Origin of the sequence: Mesorhizobium sp. B2-9-1 (assembly GCF_006439455.1) — a bacterium.
Lineage (GTDB): Bacteria > Pseudomonadota > Alphaproteobacteria > Rhizobiales > Rhizobiaceae > Mesorhizobium.
In genome coordinates, this window is record NZ_VFTP01000002.1 from 467,603 (window position 1) to 491,282 (window position 23,680).

At 64.1% G+C, this 23,680-nt stretch carries 24 protein-coding genes; 20 read left to right on the forward strand and 4 right to left on the reverse strand.

Translation table 11 applies throughout. The features are described from left to right. Positions 1-40 precede the first annotated feature (40 nt). The gene (locus FJW05_RS27650) at positions 41-220 is read right to left on the reverse strand and encodes a hypothetical protein (RefSeq protein WP_246673235.1); all 180 of its coding nucleotides are present in this window, start codon (positions 218-220) and stop codon (positions 41-43) included. Here FJW05_RS27650 and FJW05_RS06450 point away from each other — a divergent pair. The 7 genes from FJW05_RS06450 (at position 204) to FJW05_RS06480 (ending at position 8,573) form a co-directional block, all read left to right on the forward strand. Next, positions 204-1,406 carry a lytic murein transglycosylase gene (locus tag FJW05_RS06450; RefSeq protein WP_246673237.1) on the forward strand — a complete coding sequence of 401 codons (1,203 nt, stop codon included), beginning with the start codon at positions 204-206 and terminating at the stop codon, positions 1,404-1,406. The two genes, FJW05_RS27650 and FJW05_RS06450, sit on opposite strands and share 17 nt — an antisense overlap. Positions 1,407-1,674: 268 nt before the next feature. Next, positions 1,675-3,312: an ABC transporter substrate-binding protein gene (locus FJW05_RS06455; protein ID WP_140629359.1), complete on the forward strand. Its 1,638-nt coding sequence runs from the start codon at positions 1,675-1,677 to the stop codon at positions 3,310-3,312. Positions 3,313-3,330: 18 nt separating this feature from the next. Further along, on the forward strand, positions 3,331-4,398 hold the full coding sequence (locus FJW05_RS06460; RefSeq protein WP_140629362.1) for an ABC transporter permease: 1,068 nt from the start codon (positions 3,331-3,333) through the stop codon (positions 4,396-4,398). Positions 4,399-4,594: 196 nt separating this feature from the next. Further along, positions 4,595-5,521 (forward strand): nickel transporter permease, encoded by a 927-nt coding sequence (gene nikC / locus FJW05_RS06465; RefSeq protein ID WP_140629364.1) that lies wholly within the window; start codon positions 4,595-4,597, stop codon positions 5,519-5,521. A 10-nt stretch (positions 5,522-5,531) separates the two neighbouring features. Beyond that, positions 5,532-6,368 (forward strand): ABC transporter ATP-binding protein, encoded by an 837-nt coding sequence (locus FJW05_RS06470; RefSeq protein WP_140629367.1) that lies wholly within the window; start codon positions 5,532-5,534, stop codon positions 6,366-6,368. Further along, on the forward strand, positions 6,365-7,111 hold the full coding sequence (locus FJW05_RS06475; RefSeq protein ID WP_140629369.1) for an ABC transporter ATP-binding protein: 747 nt from the start codon (positions 6,365-6,367) through the stop codon (positions 7,109-7,111). The genes FJW05_RS06470 and FJW05_RS06475 overlap by 4 nt, the downstream gene beginning before the upstream one ends. A 184-nt stretch (positions 7,112-7,295) precedes the next feature. Further along, positions 7,296-8,573 carry a 4-aminobutyrate--2-oxoglutarate transaminase gene (locus tag FJW05_RS06480; protein ID WP_140629371.1) on the forward strand — a complete coding sequence of 426 codons (1,278 nt, stop codon included), beginning with the start codon at positions 7,296-7,298 and terminating at the stop codon, positions 8,571-8,573. Positions 8,574-8,786: 213 nt separating this feature from the next. On the opposite strand, the gene FJW05_RS27345 is transcribed toward FJW05_RS06480, so the two are convergent. The 3 genes from FJW05_RS27345 to FJW05_RS06490 all read right to left on the reverse strand — a co-directional run bounded on the left by FJW05_RS27345 (position 8,787) and on the right by FJW05_RS06490 (position 10,717). Next, the gene (locus FJW05_RS27345; RefSeq protein ID WP_181164858.1) at positions 8,787-9,026 is read right to left on the reverse strand and encodes a hypothetical protein; all 240 of its coding nucleotides are present in this window, start codon (positions 9,024-9,026) and stop codon (positions 8,787-8,789) included. A gap of 168 nt (positions 9,027-9,194) precedes the next feature. Continuing rightward, positions 9,195-9,425 carry a type II toxin-antitoxin system ParD family antitoxin gene (locus tag FJW05_RS06485; RefSeq protein ID WP_140629374.1) on the reverse strand — a complete coding sequence of 77 codons (231 nt, stop codon included), beginning with the start codon at positions 9,423-9,425 and terminating at the stop codon, positions 9,195-9,197. Positions 9,426-9,463: 38 nt separating this feature from the next. Next, on the reverse strand, positions 9,464-10,717 hold the full coding sequence (locus FJW05_RS06490) for an FAD-dependent oxidoreductase (RefSeq protein WP_140629376.1): 1,254 nt from the start codon (positions 10,715-10,717) through the stop codon (positions 9,464-9,466). A gap of 415 nt (positions 10,718-11,132) precedes the next feature. Between FJW05_RS06490 and FJW05_RS06495 the strand changes: the two genes are divergently transcribed. The 13 genes from FJW05_RS06495 to FJW05_RS06555 all read left to right on the forward strand — a co-directional run bounded on the left by FJW05_RS06495 (position 11,133) and on the right by FJW05_RS06555 (position 23,674). Next, positions 11,133-12,422 carry an imelysin family protein gene (locus tag FJW05_RS06495; protein ID WP_140629378.1) on the forward strand — a complete coding sequence of 430 codons (1,290 nt, stop codon included), beginning with the start codon at positions 11,133-11,135 and terminating at the stop codon, positions 12,420-12,422. 100 nt (positions 12,423-12,522) lie between these two features. Beyond that, positions 12,523-12,834 (forward strand): (2Fe-2S)-binding protein, encoded by a 312-nt coding sequence (locus FJW05_RS06500; protein WP_140545165.1) that lies wholly within the window; start codon positions 12,523-12,525, stop codon positions 12,832-12,834. Continuing rightward, positions 12,800-13,285, forward strand: a complete 486-nt coding sequence (gene bfr, locus FJW05_RS06505; protein ID WP_140629381.1) for a bacterioferritin — start codon at positions 12,800-12,802, stop codon at positions 13,283-13,285. Before FJW05_RS06500 ends, bfr begins: the two co-directional genes overlap by 35 nt. Positions 13,286-13,297: 12 nt before the next feature. After that, complete coding sequence (locus FJW05_RS06510) at positions 13,298-14,899, forward strand: di-heme oxidoredictase family protein (protein WP_140629384.1); 1,602 nt, start codon at positions 13,298-13,300, stop codon at positions 14,897-14,899. Beyond that, complete coding sequence (locus tag FJW05_RS06515) at positions 14,896-16,017, forward strand: imelysin family protein (RefSeq protein ID WP_246673238.1); 1,122 nt, start codon at positions 14,896-14,898, stop codon at positions 16,015-16,017. Before FJW05_RS06510 ends, FJW05_RS06515 begins: the two co-directional genes overlap by 4 nt. Positions 16,018-16,021: 4 nt before the next feature. Next, positions 16,022-17,128: a DUF1513 domain-containing protein gene (locus tag FJW05_RS06520; RefSeq protein ID WP_140629386.1), complete on the forward strand. Its 1,107-nt coding sequence runs from the start codon at positions 16,022-16,024 to the stop codon at positions 17,126-17,128. A 125-nt stretch (positions 17,129-17,253) separates the two neighbouring features. Beyond that, the gene (gene tsaB / locus FJW05_RS06525) at positions 17,254-18,009 is read left to right on the forward strand and encodes a tRNA (adenosine(37)-N6)-threonylcarbamoyltransferase complex dimerization subunit type 1 TsaB (protein ID WP_140629389.1); all 756 of its coding nucleotides are present in this window, start codon (positions 17,254-17,256) and stop codon (positions 18,007-18,009) included. Further along, positions 18,009-18,503 carry a ribosomal protein S18-alanine N-acetyltransferase gene (gene rimI / locus FJW05_RS06530; RefSeq protein WP_140629391.1) on the forward strand — a complete coding sequence of 165 codons (495 nt, stop codon included), beginning with the start codon at positions 18,009-18,011 and terminating at the stop codon, positions 18,501-18,503. The genes tsaB and rimI overlap by 1 nt, the downstream gene beginning before the upstream one ends. A 127-nt stretch (positions 18,504-18,630) precedes the next feature. Further along, the gene (locus FJW05_RS06535) at positions 18,631-19,431 is read left to right on the forward strand and encodes a lysophospholipid acyltransferase family protein (protein ID WP_140629394.1); all 801 of its coding nucleotides are present in this window, start codon (positions 18,631-18,633) and stop codon (positions 19,429-19,431) included. Between the two features lie 146 nt (positions 19,432-19,577). Then, positions 19,578-20,987 (forward strand): tRNA (N6-isopentenyl adenosine(37)-C2)-methylthiotransferase MiaB, encoded by a 1,410-nt coding sequence (miaB, locus tag FJW05_RS06540; protein WP_140629396.1) that lies wholly within the window; start codon positions 19,578-19,580, stop codon positions 20,985-20,987. A gap of 27 nt (positions 20,988-21,014) precedes the next feature. Continuing rightward, positions 21,015-22,064, forward strand: a complete 1,050-nt coding sequence (locus FJW05_RS06545) for a PhoH family protein (protein WP_140545180.1) — start codon at positions 21,015-21,017, stop codon at positions 22,062-22,064. 11 nt (positions 22,065-22,075) lie between these two features. After that, the gene (gene ybeY / locus FJW05_RS06550) at positions 22,076-22,573 is read left to right on the forward strand and encodes an rRNA maturation RNase YbeY (RefSeq protein WP_140629398.1); all 498 of its coding nucleotides are present in this window, start codon (positions 22,076-22,078) and stop codon (positions 22,571-22,573) included. 27 nt (positions 22,574-22,600) lie between these two features. After that, a complete protein-coding gene (locus tag FJW05_RS06555) occupies positions 22,601-23,674 on the forward strand; it encodes a hemolysin family protein (protein ID WP_140629401.1) in 1,074 nt (357 codons plus the stop codon). Positions 23,675-23,680: the final 6 nt, after the last annotated feature.

Sequence of the window (23,680 nt, forward strand, 5' to 3'; positions counted from 1 at the left end):
CCCTCTGTCCTGCCGGACATCTCCCCCACGAGGGGGGAGATCAGGCTTCACGCCGGCTTTCGCCAATCTCCAACGTCGCAGGATTGAGCAAGGCGCCGAAGCTGCCAATCTCCCCGCTTGTGGGGGAGATGTCCGGCAGGACAGAGGGGGGCGCGACAGAACGCCAGCCTTCCAGATTGGTCGTCCTTTCCTTTCTGGCGGCGTTGATCGCTCTCTTCATTACCGCCCCCACCCATGCCGCCCCCATCGACGACCAGTTCCAGGCCTGGCTGCAGACCGACCTCTGGCCCGAAGCCAAGTCCAAAGGCATCTCCAAGAAGACCTTCGACGCCGCATTCCTCGGCGTGAAGCCGAACCTGAAACTGCCCGATCTCGTCCTGCCCGGCGAGCAGCCGACGACGCCTGAGAAGCAGCATCAGGCCGAGTTCGGCCCGCCGGCCAACTACTTCGCCGAGAAGGTCGTTCGGGCCGTCACCTCGGGCGGAAAGACGCGCGAGAGCGCCAATGCCCGGACGCTCGGGCTGATCGAGAAGCGCTATGGCGTTCCGGGCGAGATCGTGCTGGCGATCTGGGGCCGCGAAACCGGCTTCGGTGCCGCCAAGATGCCTTACGATGCCTTCGAGGTGCTGGGCACCAAGGCGTTCATGTCGACCAAGAAAGACTTCTTCCGCACCGAGGTGCTGGCGGCGCTCGAAATCGTCGAGCGCGGGCTGGCGCCGGTCAATGCGATGAAGTCGTCCTGGGCCGGCGCGCTCGGCCAGCCGCAATTCATGCCGACCTCGTTCTTGAAGCACGCCGTCGATTTCGACGGCGACGGCCGGCCCGATATATGGAATTCGACGCCCGATGTGCTCGCCTCGATCGCCAACTACCTCGTCCACTATGGCTGGGTGAGGGGGCGCGGCTGGGGGGCCGAGGTGACGGTGCCGGCAAATGTGTCGTGCTCGCTTGAAGGACCCGACCGGGGCAAGAGGATCTCCGATTGGGTGGCGATGGGCATCAGGCGCGTCGACGGCAAGGCGTTTGCGGCGAGCGAATTGAAGGCCGAGGGCTTGCTGCTGATGCCGGCCGGGCGCAGCGGCCCGGCATTCGTCGTGACGCCGAATTTCTATGTGCTGAAGCAATACAACAACAGCGATCTCTACGGCCTGTTCATCGGTCATGCCGCCGATCGCATCGCCAAGGGCGACGCCGCCTTTGTCGGCGGCTGGGGCGCGGTCGGCGATCTCCACCGCTCCGATATCGCCGCCCTGCAGCGGGCGCTTGAAGCCAAGGGTTACGATGTCGGCAGCGCCGACGGCCTGCCCGGCTTCAAGACCCGCCGCTCCATCGGCATCTGGCAGGCAAAGAACGGCAAGCCCGCCACCTGCTTTCCCGATGCGGGCCTGGTCGCGCAGCTGAAATAGCGGCTGCCTCCCAAGGGACGAAGCTGATAACTTTTTGCGGATTGGCGGCTTCAATTAGCCGGCGCATGGGTTGACTCATGCGGCTCGTCCGGTCCCCCGATATGGCGTCTCGCAAAATGTCCGTTGCCGGTTCGAGAACCGCTGAATAGGGTGTTGACCAACTGGACAAAAAACACGACGGTAAGCAGTCAAAGCCGCAGCCGGCCTTGCAAAGAACAATACAGCCCTGAGCCGGGAACTCAGGTCAACAAAACAGGGAACGATCACCATGATGCTGGAAAAGTTTGCTCTCCGCTCGCGCGCCTTGCTTGCGGGCGCCGCGCTGTCCGCGCTGCTCGTCGCGCCCGCTTTCGCGGTCACGCCCGCCGATACGCTGGTCGAGGGCTTTGCCATCGACGACATCATCTCGATGGATCCGGGCGAAGCGTTCGAGCTGTCGACGGCCGAGGTCACCGGCAACACCTATGATCTCCTGGTCCGCCTCGATCTCAGCGACACCTCCAAGGTCAAGCCCGACCTCGCCGAGAGCTGGACCGTTTCCGATGATGGCCTGACTTATACGTTCAAGCTGAAGCCCGGCATGAAATTCGCCTCCGGCAATCCCATCACCGCCGCCGACGTCGCCTACTCCTTCGAACGCGCCATCAAGCTCGACAAGAGCCCGGCCTTCATCATCAACCAGTTCGGCATTACCGGCGACAACGTCACCGAAAAGGCCAAGGCCGTCGACGACACCACCTTCCAGTTCGTCGTCGACAAGGCCTATGCGCCAAGCTTCGTGCTCAACTGCCTGTCGGCCACCGTCGCTTCGGTCGTGGACGCCAAGCTGGTCAAGGAACATGTTGCAGCGGCGACACCGAGTGCCGACTACAAATGGGACAATGACTTCGGCAATGCCTGGCTGAAGACCGGCTATGCCGGCTCCGGTCAGTTCAAGCTGCGCGAATGGCGCGCCAACGAGGCCGTCGTCCTGGAACGCAACGACAACTATAACGGCGAGAAGGCAAAGCTCGCCCGCGTCATCTACCGCAACATGAAGGAAAGCTCGGCGCAACGCCTGGCGCTCGAAGCCGGCGATATCGACGTCGCCCGCAACCTCGAGCCGAACGACCTCGATGCCATCGCCAAGAACGCCGATCTCACCACCACCAGCGCGCCGAAGGGCACGGTCTATTACATCAGCCTCAACCAGAAGAACCCGACCCTCGCCAAACCCGAGGTTCGGCAGGCATTCAAATATCTGGTCGACTACGACGCGCTCAGCACCACCATCCTCAAGGGCATCGGCGAAATCCACCAGTCCTTCCTGCCCAAGGGCGATCTCGGCGCCATCGACGACAACCCGTTCAAGCTCGACGTCGCCAAGGCCAAGGAATTGCTCGCCAAGGCCGGCCTGCCGGACGGCTTCAGCGTCACCATGGACGTGCGCACTGGACAGCCGACCACCGGCATGGCGGAATCGATCCAGCAGACGCTTGGCCAGGCCGGCATCAAGCTGGAGATCATTCCGGGAGACGGTAAGCAGACGTTGACCAAATACCGCGCCCGCAACCATGACATCTACATCGGCAACTGGGGCCAGGACTATTTCGACCCGAACTCCAACGCCCAGACCTTCGCCTCGAATCCCGACAATTCGGATGCCGGCAAGTCCCACACGCTCGCCTGGCGCAATTCGTGGGACATTCCGGATCTGACCAAGGAAACGGAAGCAGCGCTTCTGGAGAAGGACGCGGCCAAGCGCGCCGACATGTACAAGGATCTGCAGAAGAAGATCCTCGACACCAGCCCCTTCGTCATCATCCACCAGCAGCTCGAAGTGGCCGGCCTGCGCAAGAACCTCAAGGGCTTCGCGCTCGGCCCGAGCTTCGACACCAACTTCGTCGGTGCGGTCTCCAAGCAATAGTGTCTTCGGACGCGCCGCGTGAGCATAGCTGAAAACCAGGCGGCGGCGGGGCGCGGCAGCGTCCGCGCCGTCCCCATCCTGTCGTCGCTCGGCCGCTTCCTGGTCATAGCGGTGACGACCTATCTCGGCCTGCTCGCGGTGACCTTCTTCATCGGCCGCGTCATCCCGATCGATCCGGTTCTGGCTGTGCTCGGCGACCGCGCCCCTATCGCCGTCGTCGAGCGCACGCGCCGCGAGATGGGCCTCGACCTGCCCTGGATCGAGCAGTTCTACCTCTATGTCAAAAGTGCGCTGAGCGGCGACTTCGGCACGTCGGTGCTGACCACCAATCCGGTGATGACCGATATCCGCCGCGTTTTCCCGGCGACCATCGAGCTGGCGACGCTGGGCACGATCATCGGCGCCGTCATCGGCGTGCCGCTCGGTGTGCTGGCCGCCGTCAAGCGCGGCAGCCTCATCGACCAGATCGCGCGCATCGTCGGCCTCATCGGCTATTCCGTGCCGATCTTCTGGCTGGGGCTGCTCGGGCTGGTGCTGTTCTATGCCAAGCTGCAGTGGATCGCTTTTCCGGCGCGGCTCGATGTCGTCTACGAATACACGTTCACGCCGATCACCGGCTTCTACCTGCTCGATGCCGCGATGCAGGGGCAGTGGGACGTCTTCTACGATGCCTGGCGCCACATCGTCCTGCCGGCAGCGCTGCTCGGCTACCTGTCGCTCGCCTATATCAGCCGCATGACGCGTTCCTTCATGCTGAACGAGCTGGCGCAGGAGTATATCGTCGCGGCCCGTGCGAAAGGCCTGTCGGAGACGCGCATCATCTGGGGCCACGCGCTGCGCAACGCTGCCGTGCCGATGGTGACGGTGATCGCGCTTTCCTACGCCAACCTGCTCGAAGGCTCGGTGCTGACCGAGACCGTCTTCTCCTGGCCGGGCATCGGCCTCTACATCACCAACTCGCTGCAGAACGCCGACATGAACGCCGTGCTCGGCGGCACCATCGCCATCGGCTCGGTCTTCATCGCCATCAACCTTTTCTCCGATCTGCTCTACCGGCTACTCGATCCAAGGACGAAGACCGGATGATCAGAGCTGTTGCCGTCTTGGGCTTGGCCGCGGCCAACCGCCCCCACTCCGGCCCTTCGGGCCGCCTCGCCTCGTGCCCGGGGGAGAGGAAAAGCTGGCCGCATGCCAGGCGCCTTTCGTCTCCCCCGTCGAACGGGGGAGACGCGGTCTGCGAAGCAGACCGGAGTGGGGGCCGACTACTTCAGGAGGCATCGTCATGACCGCCGCCGACGCCGGCGCCTTCTCCCGTCGCGCATGGCTGCTGAGCGACCGGCCGGCCTCGCGCCTGCAGGCGAGGCTCGGCCGCGCTTATGTCGCCTGGCGTCGCTTTTCCGCCAACCGTTTGGCGTTGATCGGCCTGCTGATCATCATCGCGCTGCTGGTGGTCGCCGCCTTTGCCGATGTGCTGGCACCCTATTCGCCGACCATCGGCGATCTGAAAAACGCCCGACTGCTGGCGCCCAGCGCCGCGCACTGGTTCGGCACCGACGACCTCGGCCGCGACATCTATTCACGCATCGTCTATGGCTCGCGCTGGACGCTTTATGTGGTGATCCTCGTCGCCATCATCGCCGCGCCCATCGGCCTTCTGGTCGGCACGATCGCCGGTTATGCCGGCGGCTGGACCGACACGATCCTGATGCGCATCACCGACATCTTCCTCGCCTTTCCGAAGCTGGTTCTGGCGCTGGCTTTCGTTGCCGCGCTCGGCCCCGGCATCGAGAACGCCGTGCTGGCGATCGCCATCACCTCATGGCCGCCTTACGCACGCATCGCGCGCGCCGAGACGCTGACGGTGCGCAACTCCGACTACATCAAGGCGGTGCAACTGATGGGCGCCTCGCCCTTTCGCATCGTGCTGCGCCACATCATGCCGCTCTGCATCTCATCGCTGATCATCCGCGTCACGCTTGACATGGCCGGCATCATCCTGACCGCCGCCGGCCTGGGTTTCCTCGGTCTCGGCGCGCAACCGCCATTGCCCGAATGGGGCGCGATGATCGCGTCCGGACGCCGCTTCATCCTCGACCAGTGGTGGGTGGCCGCGGCCCCTGGTGCCGCCATCCTCATCGTCAGCCTCGGCTTCAACCTGCTCGGCGACGGCCTGCGCGACGCGCTCGATCCCCGGAGTGGCGACCAATGAGCGGCGACCAATGAGCGACACGCTACTCGAGGTCGACGATCTGCGCGTCACCTTCCCGACCCGCACCGGCCTTGTGCAGGCCGTGCGCGGCGTCTCCTTCTCGCTCGGCCGCGAGCGCCTCGGTATTGTCGGCGAGAGCGGCTCCGGCAAATCGCAGACCGGCCGCGCCATCATGGGGCTGACCCCGCCGCAAGCCGAGGTTTCGGCGAAGAAGCTCGCCTTCGACGGCATGGATCTGCTTTCCATATCGCCGCGTGAGCGCCGGGCGCTGCGGGGAAACCGCATCGCCATGATCCTGCAGGACCCGAAATATTCGCTCGATCCGGTCATGACCATCGGCCGCCAGATCGTCGAGACGCTGCGCACGCATGAGAAGGTCCGAAAGACCGAAGCGCGCGAACGGGCGCTGGCGATGCTGCAGGCGGTGCAGATCCGCGACCCGGCCCGCGTCTTCGATCTCTATCCGCATGAGGTCTCGGGCGGCATGGGCCAGCGCGCCATGATCGCCATGATGCTGGTCACCGGACCCGAATTGATGATCGCCGACGAGCCGACTTCGGCGCTCGACGTCACCGTGCAGCTCGACGTGCTCAACATCCTCGACAAGCTCGTCGCCGAGCGCGGCATGGGTCTGATCTTCATCTCGCACGACCTGCGCCTGGTGTCGTCCTTCTGCGACCGCGTCGTCGTCATGTATGCCGGAAAAGTCGTCGAGCAGATCAAGGCTTCCGAACTGCGCGACGCTCAGCACCCTTACACGCGCGGCCTGCTCAATTGCATGCCGAAGATCGGCTTCGAGCGCCATCCGCTGCCGGTTCTCGACCGCAAGCCGGAGTGGGCGGCATGACGGCTTCCATCACCGTCGAAGGGCTGGAAGTGGTCTTCGACCGGTTTCGCGCGCTGAAGGGCGTCTGCCTCGAAGTCAGGGAAGGCGAATCCTACGGCCTCGTCGGCGAAAGCGGTTCCGGCAAGTCGACGCTGCTGAGAGCCATCACCGGCCTCGCGCCGGTTTCCTCGGGCACCATTGCCGTCAACGGCAAGACGCTCGGCAAAACCCGCGACAAGGCGTTCTATCGCGAGGTGCAGATGGTTTTTCAGGATCCGTACGGCTCGCTGCATCCGCGCCAGACGGTCGACCGCCTGCTGCAGGAGCCCCTGGCGATCCATGGCATTGCCGAGGGCGAGAAGCGCATCGAGCGCGCGCTGGACGAGGTTGGGCTTGGCAAGGGCTTCCGCTTCCGTTATGCGCACCAGCTCTCCGGCGGCCAGCGCCAGCGCGTCGCGATTGCTCGTGCGTTGATCCTTGAACCTTCGATCCTGCTGCTTGACGAGCCGACTTCGGCGCTCGATGCCTCGGTGCAGGCGGAAGTGCTGAACCTGCTCGAAGAGGTGCGGCGCCGCCGCAAGCTCACCTTCCTGATGGTCAGCCACGACCTCGCCATCATCACCCATATGTGCGAGCGGCTCATGGTGATGCAGAATGGCGAGGCGGTGGAGACGCTGACCGCAAGCCAGCTGATCGGCCATCGCGTCAGCGAGGACTATACGCGCAATCTGTTGAGGGCCAGCGAAGGATTTGTGAGGGTTTAGCTCACAATTGCCAAGCCGCGTCCCTGCCCAGGTGTACCAGGGATGACTTTATCTGGGGCAGGCCCAATTGACTGGATCACGTGCCGACTTGAGCAAAACGTGAAATAAGGTCAGAAGGATTTCAACGGCATCAAACGAGAACGGGCCCAGTCTCGATGAAGGATGGCCCCGATTGAGGGACGATATGAAAAATTCAGCCATTTCCGAACGCAAGAACCAGTCGATCTCGCGCGGCGTCGGCATGACGACGCAGATCTACGCCGATCGCGCCGAGAATTCGGAAATCTGGGACGTCGAGGGCCGCCGCTACATCGACTTCTCGTCCGGCATCGCTGTGGTCAACACCGGCCATCGCCATCCGAAGGTGATTGAGGCGGTCAAGGCGCAGCTCGACCGCTTCACCCACACCTGCCACCAGGTCGTACCATACGAGAGCTACGTGCATCTCGCCGAGCGGCTGAATGGCTTGCTGCCCGGCAAGTTCGACAAGAAGACCGTGTTCGTCACCACCGGCGCCGAGGCGGTCGAGAACGCCATCAAGATCGCACGCAACGCCACCGGCCGTCAGGCGGTCATCGCCTTTTCAGGCGGCTTTCATGGCCGCACCTTCATGGGCATGGCGCTGACCGGCAAGGTCGTGCCCTACAAGGTCGGCTTCGGCGCCATGCCCGCCGATGTCTTCCACGCCCCGTTCCCGGTGGCGCTGCATGGCGTGTCGGTCGCCGATTCGCTTGCCGCGCTCGACAAGCTGTTCAAAGCCGACGTCGATCCGGCCCGCGTTGCCGCCATCATCGTCGAGCCGGTCCAGGGCGAGGGCGGCTTCTACGAAGCGCCGCGCGATTTCATGGCAGCGCTGCGCAAGATCTGCGATCAGCACGGCATCCTGCTGGTCGCCGACGAGGTGCAGACCGGCTTTGCCCGTACCGGCAAGATGTTCGCCATGGACCATCATGACGTGGCGCCCGACCTCACCACCATGGCCAAGAGCCTCGCCGGCGGCTTCCCGCTGTCGGCCGTCACCGGCCGCGCCGAGATCATGGACGCGCCCGGCCCCGGCGGGCTCGGCGGCACCTATGGCGGCAGCCCGATCGGCGTTGCCGCCGCGCACGCCGTGCTCGATGTCATCGAGGAAGAAAAGCTCTGCGACCGCGCCAATGCGCTTGGAGCGCGGCTGAAGCAGCGGCTGGTTTCGATCCGCGAGGACGTGCCGGAGATCGTCGACATCCGCGGTCCGGGCTTCATGAACGCGGTCGAGTTCAACGACGTCAAGAAGGGGCTTCCGTCAGCGGAGTTCGCCAACGCGGTCAGGCTGAAGGCGCTGGACAAGGGCCTCATCCTGCTCACCTGCGGCGTCTACGGCAACGTCATCCGCTTCCTGTCGCCGATCACCATCCAGGACGGCGTCATGACCGAGGCGCTGGATATCCTAGAGACCTCGATCCGCGAGGCGCGGGCGGCTTAACAAGCTAGTGGCGCTGCACAGGGACTTTGACCGGGCGGCTTTGTTCGCATTGGCAGGCGACATGCGTTGAGATTGGCCGAACGCCCCATCGCGATCGTCATTCCAGGGCGGAGCAGGAGCGAAGCTCCGTCGCGAAGACCCTGGAATCCATGCCGTTACCTTCGCCAGGGCGTGCAACCGAGCAGAATTCTGCACCGTGGCGGCGCTTCGAAGTCACGGCATGGATTCTATGGTCTGCGCTGCGTCGCTTCGCTCCTTGCTCCGCCATAGAATGACGAGGTTGGGCGGCTTCAACCAATCCCCGGCGCTGATTTCACGGAAATGAATGGAAAATCCTGCGCCAAGAACAACGGCGACCTTCAAAATCCCTGTGTCGGGGAAACTAGCCACGAAACTGGCGCCATTATTTACGACTTTCAGCTGCGTATCTTTTCTCCAGCCGATCAAAAACATCGTCGGCTGGAATAGATGGTCCGCTGTGCACGCCCTTGCGGACGTCTTCACGCAGCGTAGCAAGCTTCGCGAATTCCCGCACGAATGCCTCGCAACGGGAGCCAATGCTATAGTTTGCAGGCATGGAAACAGCCTTTCACGTTGGCGTGCAGCACCCGCCACGTCAGTTTATCGGCCCTGCGCGCGGTCTCGCAGCGCGGCAAAATAGTCATCGTTAACCGGAACTCCCGGCGCAGAGAGTGCGCCCTTGAGAAGCAGCCCACGCAGAATTTGACGGGCTTGATCGTGGCCGATCAATTCACGCACATACTCGCCCCTCGTGCCATAGCCGCGCTCGGTCGCTTGCCGGTCGACAAAATGCTTCAAGTCGTCAGGCAACGAGATATTGATCGTGCTCATGCAGGCATTTTGTCGCGTGCAGCAAAAATTGGCAATCTCTACGCGCTCGCCCTTGCCGGTTCGTCCTGACTGAAGGCCGCAAGCGCCGCCTTCAGCGCATCCGGCCCGCCTGCCACCGTTTGCGGCGTCGGCGAGAAGCCGGCGCCGAGCATCTTGCGGCCAAGCATGTGGTCGGCCGGCCGATTGACGGATTCGATACCGAGCAGCCGGTTGCCCGCATAATGGTAGATCGAGAACTTGTTGTCGCCGAGATCGCCCAGCACGACATGGTGATCGCCGCCTTGGGTCAGGCCCACCATCTGCAGCTTCATGTCGCCGATATCCGACCAGAACCACGGCACGGCCGAGAAGGGCTCGGCATGACCGAGGACGGTGCGTGCGGCAAGCCTGCCCTGGTCGGTGGCGTTCTGCACCGATTCCAGCCGCACGTCGCCGCCGGTGAACCAGTGCCGGTAGGAGGCCGCGTCGCCGATAGCGAGGATTTCGGGAACAGAGCTCTGCATATGCTGGTCGACGCGGATGCCGTTGCCGATGGCCAGGCCGGCGGCTTCAGCCAGTTCGACATTGGGCACTACGCCGATGCCGATGATCACCATCTGCGCCGGCAGGCGTTCGCCGCCCGACGTGATCGCGGCCGAGACGCGGCCGCCTTCGCCCTCGAGGCGGGCAACGGTGGTGCCGGTCAGGATGCGCACGCCGATCGCTTCCAGGCGCTGGCGCACATGCGCGGCGATGACCGGCGCCACAGCGCGGCCGAGCAGCCGGTCGACCGCCTCGACGACGGTGACGTTGCGGCCGGCCGCTCTCAGCGTCGCCGCGATCTCCAGCCCGATGAAGCCGCCGCCGAGAATGACCACGTCTTCGGTTTGCGCGCTGAGCTCGCGGATCGCCCGCGCATCGGCCAGCGAGCGCAGCGAGACCACGCCGGCAAGACTGGCGCCGTCGAGCTTGAGCAGACGTGGCCGCGAGCCGGTCGCGAGCACCAGCCGGTCGAAGGCAAGCGTTCCACCGCCTGCGACATTCAACCGGCCCGAGCCGGCATCGATGCTGTCGATGCGCATGCCCGGCCGGTAGTCGATGTTGTTGCCGGTGTAGAAGGCTTCGCCCCGCAGCGGCTGCGGCTTGGCCTCGGTGTCCTTGATGAAGGTCTTGGAGAGCGGCGGCTTGTGATAGGGCAGTTCCTTCTCGTCGCCGAGCAGCACGACCGGCCCTTCATAGCCCTCTTCGCGCAGGCTGGCGGCGGCCTGCACGCCGGCATGGCCCGCACCGACAATCACAACCCCGTTCGTCATCGCAATCCTTTTGGTCAGCAAATTTAGGCCCTTGCGCCAGGTGGCGATTGTCCGTCACCGCCGCAAGAGCCGCGCACCGGGTCGCACCCAGAACGGCTGTCTGTCAATCGGGCCCAGCGAGGCAGTACCGGGCTTAAAGTTGACATTTGTAGTTTAGAATAATTCTAAACTGTTGTTTCAATTGAATATTTTCTATCTCACCAGTTGACTCCCAGCCTCTCCGTCGCTTTATGGAGAGCTGCGCGCAAAGCGCATCCCTTTGATGTCTGGGCCTTGAACCCTTTCGATTGGAGGCAAGTGGGTGTCTTTTTATCGCGAACCGCGCCTCGACGCGGCCACCATTTTTCCCGGCGTGATTATGCCTCGGCGCGGGTGGGCGCCTTTTATTGAATTTCAAAAAAATTGGAGAAGGATGATGACGGCACGTAACGGCGGCAGGCTGGCTGCGATCTGCGCCACGGCTGCACTGACGGCGGCGGTGTTCGTGTTGCCGGCGAAAGCCGAGACGGACACCAAGGCGGTGATCAAGACCTATGCCGACATCGCTTTAGCCAAATACGAGGATTCGCTGACCACCGCGCAGGCGCTGGACAAGGCGGTAGATGCGCTCATTGCCAGCCCCTCGGCCGACACGTTGAACGCCGCGCGCGAAGCCTGGAAGGCGGCGCGCATTCCTTACCAGCAGACCGAAGTCTACCGCTTCGGCAATAAGATCGTCGACGACTGGGAAGGCAAGGTGAATTCCTGGCCGCTGGACGAGGGCCTCATCGACTATGTTGCCAAGAGCTATGGCACCGAGTCGGACGAGAACGCGCTCTATACCGCCAACGTCATCGCCAACAAGGAAATCGAGATCAACGGTAAGAAGGTCGACGCCTCGAAGCTGACGCCCGAGTTCCTGTCCGGCACGCTGCAGGAGGCCGGCGGCGTCGAAGCCAATGTCGCGACCGGCTATCACGCCATCGAATTCCTGCTCTGGGGCCAGGACCTGCATGGCACAGGGCCGGGCGCCGGCGAGCGGCCCTATACGGATTACGACCTCAAGAACTGCACGGGCGGCAATTGCGATCGTCGCGCCGAATATCTGAGATCGGCGACCGATCTTCTGGTGTCAGACCTGCAGGAAATGGTCGGCAACTGGAAGGAGGACGGCGCCGCGCGCAAGAACCTCACCGAGGGCGATGCGAATGCCGCCATCTCCACCATCTTCACCGGCATGGGCTCGCTCTCCTATGGCGAGCTTGCCGGCGAGCGCATGAAGCTCGGCCTGTTGCTGCACGACCCGGAAGAGGAGCACGACTGCTTCTCCGACAACACCTACATCTCGCATCTCTATGACGCTGTCGGCATCCGCGACGCCTATCATGCCAGCTACAAGCGGCTCGACGGCTCCGTGGTCTCGGGTCCGTCGGTGTCCGACATGGTGAAGGCCGCCGATCCGGCGATCGACAGGGAGCTGTCGGGCAAGCTCGACACCACCGTTGCCAAGATGGAGGCCATCCAGGCGCGTGCCCTTGCCGGCGAGGCATATGACCAGCAGATCGCCGAGGGCAACACGGAAGGTAACGCCACGGTGCAGGCGGCGATCGACGCCCTCATCGACCAGACCAAGTCGATCGAGCGCGCCGTCGGCTCGCTCAAGCTGAACGAGATTGCTTTCGAGGGCTCCGACAGCCTCGACGCGCCCGACAAGGTGTTCAAGTAAGATCCGGCATAGTCCCAAAAACCGGTCTTTGGACAAGATCGTGCCCAATTGAGAAACCAGCCAAGCGGCGCCGGAAGGCGTCGTCAGCCAGAGCAAGTAGATGCTGATCTGCCATTGCAACATCATCACCGAAAAGGAGATCGAGCAGACGATCGTCGGCCTGCTGGATGAGGATCCGTGGCAGCTGATCGTGCCCGCGAAGGTCTATCATGCGATGCACAAGCGGGGCCGCTGTTGCGGCTGTTTCCCAAATGTGGTGGAAACGATCATTCGGGTCACCGAGAATTACCACGCCCGCTCGGAGACGGAGGGCGCGGACATCGTTTCACACCTGGATCGCGTGCGAGGCTTGCGCGTCCAATACGGGAGCAGAAGCCATGAAAGGCGAACCGCAGGTCATCGAGCGGCTTAATGACGCTCTGTTTCTCGAGCTTGGAGCCGTCAACCAGTACTGGGTGCATTATCGTCTGCTCGAGGATTGGGGCTACACCAAGCTGGCAAAGAAGGAGCGGGCGGAATCGATCGAGGAAATGCATCACGCCGACCGGCTGATCGCGCGCATCATCTTCCTCGAAGGCCATCCCAACCTGCAGTCCGTCGCGCCGTTGCGGATCGGCCAGAACGTCAAGGAGGTGCTCGAATCCGATCTGGCCGGCGAATATGACGCGCGCACCGCCTACAAGCGCTCGCGCGAGATCTGCCAGGACGAAGGCGATTTCGTTTCGATGAAGCTGTTCGAGGATCTTTTGACCGACGAAGAAGGACATATCGATTTCCTGGAAACGCAGCTCGACCTGCTTGCCTCGATCGGTGAGGAGAAATACGGCCTGCTCAATGCCGATTCGGCCAACGAGGCGGAGTAAGGACATGCGGGAATGCGGCGCCGCGTAGACTTTTCGCGCCGCGCGTGGCGGGCCGCAGTCGACGCCCTGCCGCTTCGGAAGACCCCGCGATATCGGATCGGTCGCGGGGCGTCGCTTTTGCCGGCGATCATGCTTTCCGCATCCGCCTTGGCCGATCAGCCCGCCGCTCTGCCGACGAGCCGCACCGACCTGACGCCGAAGGATCAGGCACGGGTTCTGGCGGTCACCAGGCCGACGACCGATTTCACCAAGCCCGAGCCGTTCGAGCTGATGCAGGGTGGCGCCGGCACGTCGCGCAAGGACGTCAACCGCGATGCCTTTTCGCAATCCTCCGCCAATATCACTTTCGAGGAAGAAGGAACCTTCAAGCTCGGCAACGCGCTGTTCCGCAAGAACTGGGTGTCGTCGCCGTCCTCGACCCAGGCTTCGGACGGGCTCGGCCCGCTCTTCAACGAACGCGCCTGCCAGAACTGCCATTTGAAGGATGGCCGCGGCCGTCCGCCGGAAGGCGATGCCGGATCGACATCGATGTTTCTGAGGCTGGCGCGCAACGCCGACAGCGCCGAGGAAAAGACGGCGCTCACCGACCATAAGCTGCTGAATTTTCCCGATCCCGTCTATGGCGCGCAACTACAGGATCTGGCGGTTCCCGGGCTCAGGGGTGAGGGCCGGATGCGCGTCGATTATCAAGAGCAAAAAGTGACGCTCGGCGACGGCGCCGTCGTTTCACTGCGCAAGCCGAATTATACGATCGAAAATCTCGGCTACGGTCCGCTCGATCCGCGCACCACGCTGTCGCCGCGCCTGACGCCGCCGATGATCGGGCTGGGCCTGATCGAGCAGATCGCGCCGGCCGATATCCTCGTCAACGCCGATCCGGACGATCGCAACAGTGACGGCATTTCGGGCCGGCCGAACATCGTGCGCAACGAGCTGAACGGCCAGGTGATCCTGGGCCGCTTCGGCTGGAAGGCCCAGACCGCGTCGATCCGCCAGCAAGCGGCCGATACCTTTGCCGGCGACATCGGCATCTCGACGCCCGAAGTGCGGAAACCCTGGGGCGATTGCACCGAGGCGCAGAAGGATTGCCTTGCCATGCCAAACGGGGTGCAGCAACGCCTCGGCACGGCCGAGGCGCCGCCGCCGGTGATGGACCTCGTCACGTTCTATTCGCAGAACCTGGCCGTACCGGCGCGGCGCGATATCGGCAAGCCTGATGTGCTTGCCGGCAAGAAACAGTTCTACGAGATGGGCTGCGTTGCCTGCCACACGCCGAAATTCGTCACCATGCGCGGCACGCCCAACAAGGCGCAGGCCTTCCAACTGATCTGGCCCTATTCCGACTTCCTGCTGCACGACATGGGCGAGGGCCTCGCTGATGGGCAACGCGTCGGCCAAGCGAGCGGCAGCGAGTGGCGCACCCCGCCGCTCTGGGGTATTGGGCTCACCGCGACGGTCAACGGCAATGCCTTTTACCTGCATGACGGCCGCGCTCGCACACTTGCCGAGGCGATCCTGTGGCATGGCGGCGAGGGCCAGAAGGCGCGCGACCGCTTCGCCGGCGCCGCCGCGGTCGATCGCGAGGCGCTGATCAAATTCCTGGAGTCCCTATGATGATGAAACGCGTCGCTCTGATGTCGAAACGCATGGCCCTTGCTCTTCCGTTCTTTCTGGCCGCCGTTCTTCCGGCATCGGCATCGGCATCGGCATCGGCATCGGCCGCGGTCAAGGCTTCCGATGTCATCGGCCGCGCGATCGACGGCTTCGTCCGCCCCGCCTATGCCAGCCTCGACGAGCATGCGGGGGGCCTGACCACGGCGATGCACCAGCTTTGCGAAGCGCCGTCCGGGCAAAATCTCGAAGCGGCGCGCGCGGCGTTTTCCGGCACGGTCGAGGCCTGGTCGGTGGCCGAGATCATCGCCTTCGGACCGATCAAGGAGAACAACCGGCTGGAGCGCATGCTCTATTGGCCGGACCGCAAGAGCATCGGCCTGAGGCAAGTGCAGGCAACGCTCGCATCCAAGGACCCGTCCGCCGCCGATCCGGCGCAACTGGCGCAAAAGAGCGTCGCCATGCAGGGCCTAGGCGCCCTCGAATATGTGCTTTACGGCGACGGAGCCGAAACCCTTGCCGGGAAAGACGATCCCTACCGCTGCGCCTATGGCGCGGCGATTGCCGGCAATATCGAAGCGATGGCAGGCGAGGTGCGTGATGGCTGGCAAAAGCCCGACGGCTTCGCGTCGCTCTGGGCCAATCCGGGGCCGAAGAACCCGCTCTACCGCGATGGCAACGAAGCGGTGACGGAACTGGTCGGCGTCTTCATCAACGAGCTGGACATGATCCGCGACGTGCGGCTCAAGGGCTTTCTCGGCGCGAAACCCGATGCCGACAAGCCGAAGCAGGCGATCTACTGGCGCTCGCAGAACACGACGGCCTCACTGGCCGCAAACCTGTCCGGCATCGACCAGCTGTTCCAGGCCTCCAGGCTCGGCGACGCGCTGCCCGCCGATGCGCAATGGATGGCAGAGTCCATCCACATCCAACTCAGCAACGGCGTGACAACAGCGAAATCCGTTGCCGGCCCGATCGACAAGGCGCTCGCCGACCCCGCGCTGCGCGACAAGCTCGAGCATTTCGCGCTGATCACCTCCAGCCTGTCGACCTTGATCGGCACCAGGTTGACCGCCGAGTTCGGCCTGACCGCCGGCTTCTCCTCGCTGGACGGGGATTGATGCCGTGAGTACCGCCCTCATCGACCGCCGCGATTTCCTGCGCGCCGCGGGCGTCGGCTTCGCCGCCGCCATGGCCCCGCGCGCCTGGGCCGACACGCTTGCCGCGGACGCGGTGTTTGCCACGGCGTTTGTCAAGCGCGACGGCAGCTTCGGCGCCGCCGTGCTCTCCGAGTCGGGGAAAATCCTGCACACGATCGATCTGCCCGACCGCGGCCACGACGTCACTTTCGATCCGGTGTCGAAGCGCTCGGTGGTCTTCGCCCGCCAGCCCGGCACCTTTGCCGTGGTCTTCGACCATGCCGGCGGCGACAAGCCGTTGACCATCGCCAGCATCGCCGGCCGGCATTTCTTCGGCCATGGCGTGTTCTCGCCCGACGGCGCTCTGCTCTATGCTACGGAGAACGATTTCGACAACGCGGCAGGTGTCGTGGGTGTCTATGACGCACGGGCGAGATTCAATCGCGTCGGCGAGTTCCCGACCTATGGCATGGGCCCGCATGAACTGCTCCTGCTTGGCGATGGCCGCACCTTAGCCGTCGCCAATGGCGGCATCGAAACCCATCCCGACTACGGCCGCGCCGAGCTCAACATCGCGACGATGAAGCCGTCCTACACGCTGGTCGACCGGATCACCGGCGACCTCATCGAAAAGCACGAATTGCCGCCGGCGCTGCATCAGCTTTCGATCCGCCACATGGATCGCGACCAGGCGGGCACCGTCTGGTTCGGCTGCCAATATCGCGGGCCGGCGACCGACCGTCCGACATTGGTCGGCCGCGCCGCACGCGGCAAGGAGCTCGAGCTCCTGGAGATGCCGCAGGACGTGCTCTCGCGCTTCCGCAATTATATCGGCTCGGTCGCCGCCAATGCCGCGACGGGCACAGTCGCCGTCACCTCGCCGGAGGGCAATTCGCTGGCGGTCATCGATGCCGCCAGCGGACGCGTGATCGCGACCAAATCGCTGGTCGAGGTCTGCGGCGTCGCGCCCGACGGCGCCGGCTTCATGGCGACGACGGGCGCCGGCGAGATCGTCGTCGGCGTCGGCGCCACCCGTTCCGAGCCGGACTATGTCTGGGACAACCACATGCTGCGCATTGTCGCGACGGCGTGATCGCCGCGCGTGGAAGCGAAGCCGCTTAACATTTCTCCGCTCTGGCCCTTGCGGCGGCGGGCTATGCCGGGCAGAGGGAATTGTGTTTCGATCCAGTTCGTTAACCGGCCTATGAAGCTGCCCGTATGAAGCTGCTTGCCATCGACTGCGCCGCCAATCTCTGCGCCGCCTGCGTCTATGACGCGGGCGCGGGGAAGGAGCTTGGCCGCGAAGTGCGCGACCTAGGCAAGGGGCATGCCGAGCATCTGATGGCCGTCATCGAGACTGCCTTGAAAGCGGGCGGCATCGGCTACCCTGACCTCAACGCCGTCGCCGTCTCGATCGGACCCGGCTCGTTCACCGGCCTGCGCGTCGGCGTCTCGACCGCGCGCGGCCTGGCGCTGGCGTTGAAAATCCCGGCGATCGGCGTGACGACGCTGGAAGCCCTGGCGGCGGAGGGTGCGAAAACTTTTCCCGGGCGCGCGGTGCTTGCCGTGCTCGATGCCGGCCGCGAGGAAATCCACGCGGCGCTCTATGATAAAGCGTTAGCTGAAACTTACGGACCTTCCGTAATCACGCTTTCCGGGGCGGCGACCATGGCCAACGGCGCCGATGCCGTCCTTGTCGGCACCGCCGCGCCGCAGATTGCTGCGGCGGCGGGACGGGCCTTCGACACCGGCCCGGTTGCCGCCACCGCCGACATCGCAACCTATGCCAGGCTGGCCTCGGCCAGAGGGCCGGGCGAAAAACCCAAGCCGCTCTATCTGCGCGGCGCCGACGCCAAGCCGCAGGCGGGCTTCATTCTTCCAAGACAGGACAATGGTCCAAAGGGAGACCGTGATTCCAAGAAGCAGGAGGCGGTTTTGGGGAAAGGTCGTGGTCCAAAAGGAAGCGACGCCTGATGCGCATCCCGTTCTTTCAGCCGCGCCGCAGGGACTATGCGCTGGAGCCGCTGACGGTTGCCGACAGCGCCGCCGTCTCGGAGCTGCATCGAGAGGATTTCGTGCGGCCCTGGACCGACGGCGAGTTCGCAGCACTGCTCGAGCAGGATACGGTGTTCGGCTACGCCGCGCGCGAAACCGGCCAGGGCGCCAAGCCGCCGGTGGGTTTCGTGCTGGCGCGGCTCGCGGCCGGCGAGGGCGAGATCCTGACCGTGGCCGTCGCCCGCACGCATCGCCGACAGGGCCTTGGCTGGCAATTGATGGATGCGGTGCTGCGCGAGCTTCATGCGCAGCGCGCCGAAGCGCTCTTCCTCGAGGTCGACGAGACCAATGCGCCGGCGATCGCGCTTTATCGCAGGCTTGGCTTCATCCAGGTCGGTCATCGGCCCAACTACTATCGCTCGACCGAGCACGGTCCGACCGGCGCGCTTGTCATGCGCCGCGATCTTCGCTAGCCACAGTCGCGCATGACCCCGAAAATCGGCTCTGATTTTCGGAAAGGATCATGCGCCAAGCGGGAGTGTTACAGCGTCCTTTGCGCGCCCTAAGGCGCGCGGCGCTGTAATGTTGGGGCCGGAGCGAATGATCAAGAAATTGCGGATTTTCCTGGCGCTCTTCTATATCGTCGTCTGTTCGCTGGTGCTGGTGCCGCTGCAGATTCTGTCGATGAAGACGGGGCTGTGGCCCGAAACGTTCATCCTGAAGATCTGGCACGGCATGATCCTCAAGGCGCTGGGCATGCGGGTGCATGTGAAAGGTGCGCTTGCCAGGGAACGTCCAGTGCTGGTGGCGGCCAACCACATTTCCTGGACCGACATCATGGTGCTCGGCTCCTTTGTCGATGTGAAGTTCATCGCCAGGGCCGACGTGGAAGGTTGGCCGATGATCGGCATGCTGTCCAAGCTGCAGCGCACCGTCTACATCGAGCGCGAGCGCAAGCGCACCTCCGGCGACCAGGCGAGCGAGATCGCCAGGCGCATGGCCAAGGGCGATGCCATGGTGCTGTTCGCCGAAGGTTCGACCGGTGACGGCAACCTTGTGCTGCCGTTCAAGAGCACCCTCTTCGGCGCCGCCTCGATGGCGATTTCGGAAGGTGCGGCGGAACAGGTCTTCATCCAGCCCGTGGCGATCGCCTATACCCGCCTGCATGGCATGCCGATGGGTCGCCGCCATCGGCCGATGTCCGCCTGGATCGGCGACCAGGATTTGATGCCGCACCTGAAAACCCTGCTTGCCGAAGGCGCGATCGATGCCGAGGTGCATTTCGGCGAGCCTGTGCCGTTCTCCAAGGGCTCGAACCGCAAGGAAACGGCACGGCTGATGGAAACCAGGGTGCGCGAGATGATGCAGGCCGTCCTCGCCGACCCGGCCAAGAGCCGGTAGCCGATGCATTTCGCCCAAAGTGCGTAGCGGTTTTGGGATAACGACATACATAAATAAAAAAGACCTGAAGCCCGTCCTGTCGGGACGACCTGCTTCAAGGCAGATTCGTCTGTTTTTTGTCACGGAAAGGCGCTAGAAGCCGCCCGATGGAATTGAACACGATTGAAAGCCACGGCATCGGCGCTGCCGCCGAGCACTCGGCCGGCACGGACCCGACGGCGAAAAAGGTCTTCGTCAAGACCTATGGCTGCCAGATGAATGTCTACGATTCCCAGCGGATGACCGATGCGCTGGCGGCCGACGGCTATGTAGCCACCGACGCCGTCGAAGATGCGGATCTCGTGCTGCTCAACACTTGCCATATCCGCGAAAAGGCGGCGGAAAAGGTCTATTCCGAGCTTGGCCGCATTCGCGACATGAAGGCCGAACGCGCCGAGGCCGGCCGCGAATTGCTGATCGGCGTCGCCGGCTGCGTGGCGCAAGCCGAGGGCGCCGAGATTATCCGCCGCTCGCCAGCGGTCGATCTGGTCATCGGCCCGCAGACCTATCACCGGCTGCCTGACGTCCTGGCGAGGGTCCGTGGCGGCGAAAAGATCGTCGAGACCGAATACGCCGTCGAGGACAAGTTCGAGCATCTGCCGCAGCCGAAGCGCGCCGAGCTTGCCAGGCGCGGCGTCACCGCTTTCCTGACGGTGCAGGAAGGTTGCGACAAGTTCTGCACCTTCTGCGTGGTGCCTTACACGCGCGGCTCCGAGGTTTCGCGCCCGGTGGCGCAGATCGTCGCCGAGGCCGAGCGCCTGGCCGAGGCCGGCGTGCGCGAGGTGACGCTGCTCGGCCAGAACGTCAATGCCTGGCACGGCATCGGCGAAAATGGCGAGGAATGGGGCCTCGGCCGTCTGCTGTTTCGTCTGGCGGAAATACCCGGCCTGGCGCGGCTGCGCTACACCACCAGCCATCCGCGCGACATGGACGACGAATTGATCGCCGCGCATCGTGACCTGCCGGCGCTGATGCCCTATCTGCATCTGCCGGTACAGTCGGGCTCCGACCGGATTTTGAAGGCGATGAACCGGCGCCATACGGCGCGCGACTATCTGGCGCTCATCGAGCGCATTCGCGCCGCCCGCGCCGATATCGCCATGTCCGGCGACTTCATCGTCGGCTTCCCCGGCGAGACGGATGAGGATTTCGAAGCGACACTGAAATTGGTGCGCGAGGTGAATTATGCCTCGGCTTTCTCGTTCAAATATTCGCCTCGCCCCGGCACACCGGGCGCCGAAATGGATGGCCATGTCTCGGAAGCGGTGAAGGACGAGCGTCTGCAGGCTCTGCAGGCTCTGCTTCTCAGGCAGCAGCAGGATTTCGGCTTGAGCCTGGTCGGCAGGACCATCGGCACGCTGATCGAGAAGCCTGGCCGGCAGGCCGGCCAGAAAGTTGGCCGTTCGCCTTGGCTGCAGCCCGTTATTGTTGACGACAAGGCCGGCGGAATCGGTGACATTATCGAAGTACGAATCACAAGGACCGGCTACAATAGCCTGTTCGCCGAACTGGCCTGACGGGCCTCGGCAGATGAGGAGAGACGGTTGAGCGCTGCTGAACTGAAGAATCCGCCCCCGAACCAGGCGTCCGGGGCTTCCGACATGGCGCACATCGTACTGACCTTCGACAACAATAAGCTTGCCAGCGCCCTTTACGGTCAGTTCGACGAGAATTTGGCCCGGCTCGAGCAGAAGCTCGGCGTGGATATCCGTTCGCGCGGCAACCAGCTTGCGATCAAAGGCTCGGCTTCGGCCGCCGAACAGGCGCGCCGGGCGCTGGATACGCTCTACGGCATCCTGCAGAAGGGCGTCGACATCGGCCAGTCGGATGTCGACGGCGCCGTGCGCATGGCGATTGCCGCCGACGACCAGCTGACGCTGCCCACCTTGGAGCGCAAGGGCAAGGTTTCGGCCGCCCAGATCGCGACGCGCAAGAAGACGATCTATGCCCGTTCGCTGACGCAGGACGCCTATATGCGGGCGCTGGAGCGCTCGGAAATGGTCTTCGGCATCGGCCCGGCCGGCACCGGCAAGACCTACCTGGCGGTGGCGCATGCGGCCATGCTGCTCGAACGCGGGATGGTTGAGCGCATCGTGCTGTCGCGTCCGGCCGTCGAGGCCGGCGAGCGGCTGGGCTTCCTGCCCGGCGACATGAAGGAGAAGGTCGACCCCTATCTCAGACCCCTCTACGACGCGCTCTACGACATGATGCCGGCCGACAAGGTCGAGCGGGCGATCGCGGCCGAGGTCATCGAGATCGCGCCCTTGGCCTTCATGCGCGGCCGCACGCTGGCGCATGCGGCGGTGATCCTCGACGAGGCGCAGAACACCACGCCGATGCAGATGAAGATGTTCCTGACCCGTCTCGGCGAGAACTCGCGCATGATCGTCACCGGCGATCCGACCCAGATCGACCTGCCGCCCAACACCAAGTCGGGCCTGGTCGAGGCGCTGCGCATCCTCGACGGCGTGCCGGGCATCGTCACGGTCCGCTTCAACGAAGGCGACGTGGTGCGCCACCCGCTGGTCGCCGAGATCGTCAAGGCCTATGACCGCGACGGCAAGCTGGCGCGAGGCCTCGGCGCCGAAAGCTGATCAAAGGCCGCATGGCTGCAGACAACAAATCCTCTGCCGGAACGCCGGTCGATATCGATATTTTCGTCGAGGCCGGCGCTTGGCCCGCGGAAGCCGAGTTGACGCGTCTGGTCGAGCGCGCCGTTGCGGCTGCTTTTGCCGAGATCGGCGCGGGCGGCGCTTCCGAGCTCAGCGTCGTTTTTTCCGACGATGCCCATATCCAGGCGCTCAATGCCGAATGGCGCGGCAAGGACAAGCCCACCAACGTCTTGTCTTTTCCGGCTTTTTCGTTCCCGAAAGGCGGCAAGCTGCCGCCGATGCTGGGCGATATTGTGCTGGCTTCCGAGACGGTGTCTCGCGAGGCGGCACTGGAAGACAAGCCGGTTGCGAACCATATCACCCATCTTGTTATCCATGGCCTGCTGCATCTTTTGGGCCATGATCATGAGACCGACGCCGAGGCCGAGGAGATGGAAGCGATCGAGCGCGCGGCGCTTGCGAGGCTTGCCATTCCCGATCCCTACGCGTAACAAAAAAGCTCAATTGACCCGATGGCGATGAACGACACACCAGAAACTGCCGCCCGTCCGGACGCCGGCAGTGCTGCCAAGTCTTCCGAAAAGACGGAAGAGGGCTCCAGTCCGAGTATTCCGACCGGCAGCGCGGCCGCCGAGCCGCAGCATGCCGGTCCTTCCCTGTTCGATCGCGTGCTTGGCTTGTTCCGGCACCGCAACGGCACCAGCCTGCGCGAGGAGATCGCCGGCGCGCTTGCCGAAACGGCAACCGATGCCGGCGCCTTCTCGCCTGGCGAGCGCGCCATGCTCAACAACATCCTGCGCCTGCGCGAAGTCCGGGTCGAGGACGTCATGGTGCCGCGAGCCGACATCGAGGCGGTCGAGATCAACACGACGCTTGGCGATCTGCTCGGCCTGTTCGAGCAGTCCGGCCATTCGCGCATGCCTGTCTATTCCGAGACATTGGACGATCCGCGCGGCATGGTTCACATCCGCGACGTGCTCGCCCACATCACCAAGCTCGCCCGCGTCAAGAAGGGCCGCAGCAGAGCGAAGACGCCGGTGTCGACCGCGCTCGACCTTGCCCAGGTCGACCTTGCGCGCACCATCGGCGATCTCAGCCTGATCCGCCCGGTTCTGTTCGTGCCGCCCTCGATGCTTGCCTCCGACCTGATGGGGCGCATGCAGACGAACCGCACGCAGATGGCGCTGGTCATCGACGAGTATGGCGGCACCGACGGCCTCGCCTCGCTGGAGGACATCGTCGAAATGGTGGTCGGCGACATCGAGGACGAGCATGACGACGACGAGCCGATGATCACGCAGACCGGCGACGGCGTCTTCGTCGTCGACGGCAAGGCCGAGATCGACGAGGTCGCCAAGATGATCGGCGAGGATTTCGCCGCCGGCGAGCATGGCGAATATGTCGACACCATCGGCGGCATGATCTTCAACACGCTCGGCCGCGTCCCCGCTCGCGGCGAAGTGGTGCAGGCCATCCCAGGTTTCGAGTTCCACGTGCTCGACGCCGACCCGCGCCGCGTCAAGCGCGTGCGCATCGTGCAGAGCCAGAAAGGCGAGCGTCGCCGCCGCGCCGCGCGCACCGAGCAAGCCTGACACCGT

What these genes read in the sequence shown, in the direction of transcription:
- FJW05_RS27345 (WP_181164858.1), bottom strand. Translation starts at nt 9,026, where the DNA reads ATGTTTTTGATCGGCTGGAGAAAAGATACGCAGCTGAAAGTCGTAAAT.
- bfr (WP_140629381.1), top strand. Translation starts at nt 12,800, where the DNA reads ATGAAAGGCGAACCGCAGGTCATCGAGCGGCTTAATGACGCTCTGTTT.
- FJW05_RS06495 (WP_140629378.1), top strand. Translation starts at nt 11,133, where the DNA reads ATGACGGCACGTAACGGCGGCAGGCTGGCTGCGATCTGCGCCACGGCT.
- FJW05_RS06535 (WP_140629394.1), top strand. Translation starts at nt 18,631, where the DNA reads ATGATCAAGAAATTGCGGATTTTCCTGGCGCTCTTCTATATCGTCGTC.
- FJW05_RS27650 (WP_246673235.1), bottom strand. Translation starts at nt 220, where the DNA reads ATGAAGAGAGCGATCAACGCCGCCAGAAAGGAAAGGACGACCAATCTG.
- tsaB (WP_140629389.1), top strand. Translation starts at nt 17,254, where the DNA reads ATGAAGCTGCTTGCCATCGACTGCGCCGCCAATCTCTGCGCCGCCTGC.
- FJW05_RS06555 (WP_140629401.1), top strand. Translation starts at nt 22,601, where the DNA reads ATGAACGACACACCAGAAACTGCCGCCCGTCCGGACGCCGGCAGTGCT.
- FJW05_RS06480 (WP_140629371.1), top strand. Translation starts at nt 7,296, where the DNA reads ATGAAAAATTCAGCCATTTCCGAACGCAAGAACCAGTCGATCTCGCGC.
- nikC (WP_140629364.1), top strand. Translation starts at nt 4,595, where the DNA reads ATGACCGCCGCCGACGCCGGCGCCTTCTCCCGTCGCGCATGGCTGCTG.
- FJW05_RS06490 (WP_140629376.1), bottom strand. Translation starts at nt 10,717, where the DNA reads ATGACGAACGGGGTTGTGATTGTCGGTGCGGGCCATGCCGGCGTGCAG.
- FJW05_RS06515 (WP_246673238.1), top strand. Translation starts at nt 14,896, where the DNA reads ATGATGATGAAACGCGTCGCTCTGATGTCGAAACGCATGGCCCTTGCT.
- FJW05_RS06455 (WP_140629359.1), top strand. Translation starts at nt 1,675, where the DNA reads ATGATGCTGGAAAAGTTTGCTCTCCGCTCGCGCGCCTTGCTTGCGGGC.
- FJW05_RS06510 (WP_140629384.1), top strand. Translation starts at nt 13,298, where the DNA reads ATGCGGCGCCGCGTAGACTTTTCGCGCCGCGCGTGGCGGGCCGCAGTC.
- ybeY (WP_140629398.1), top strand. Translation starts at nt 22,076, where the DNA reads ATGGCTGCAGACAACAAATCCTCTGCCGGAACGCCGGTCGATATCGAT.
- FJW05_RS06485 (WP_140629374.1), bottom strand. Translation starts at nt 9,425, where the DNA reads ATGAGCACGATCAATATCTCGTTGCCTGACGACTTGAAGCATTTTGTC.
- FJW05_RS06475 (WP_140629369.1), top strand. Translation starts at nt 6,365, where the DNA reads ATGACGGCTTCCATCACCGTCGAAGGGCTGGAAGTGGTCTTCGACCGG.
- FJW05_RS06470 (WP_140629367.1), top strand. Translation starts at nt 5,532, where the DNA reads ATGAGCGACACGCTACTCGAGGTCGACGATCTGCGCGTCACCTTCCCG.
- rimI (WP_140629391.1), top strand. Translation starts at nt 18,009, where the DNA reads ATGCGCATCCCGTTCTTTCAGCCGCGCCGCAGGGACTATGCGCTGGAG.
- miaB (WP_140629396.1), top strand. Translation starts at nt 19,578, where the DNA reads ATGGAATTGAACACGATTGAAAGCCACGGCATCGGCGCTGCCGCCGAG.
- FJW05_RS06500 (WP_140545165.1), top strand. Translation starts at nt 12,523, where the DNA reads ATGCTGATCTGCCATTGCAACATCATCACCGAAAAGGAGATCGAGCAG.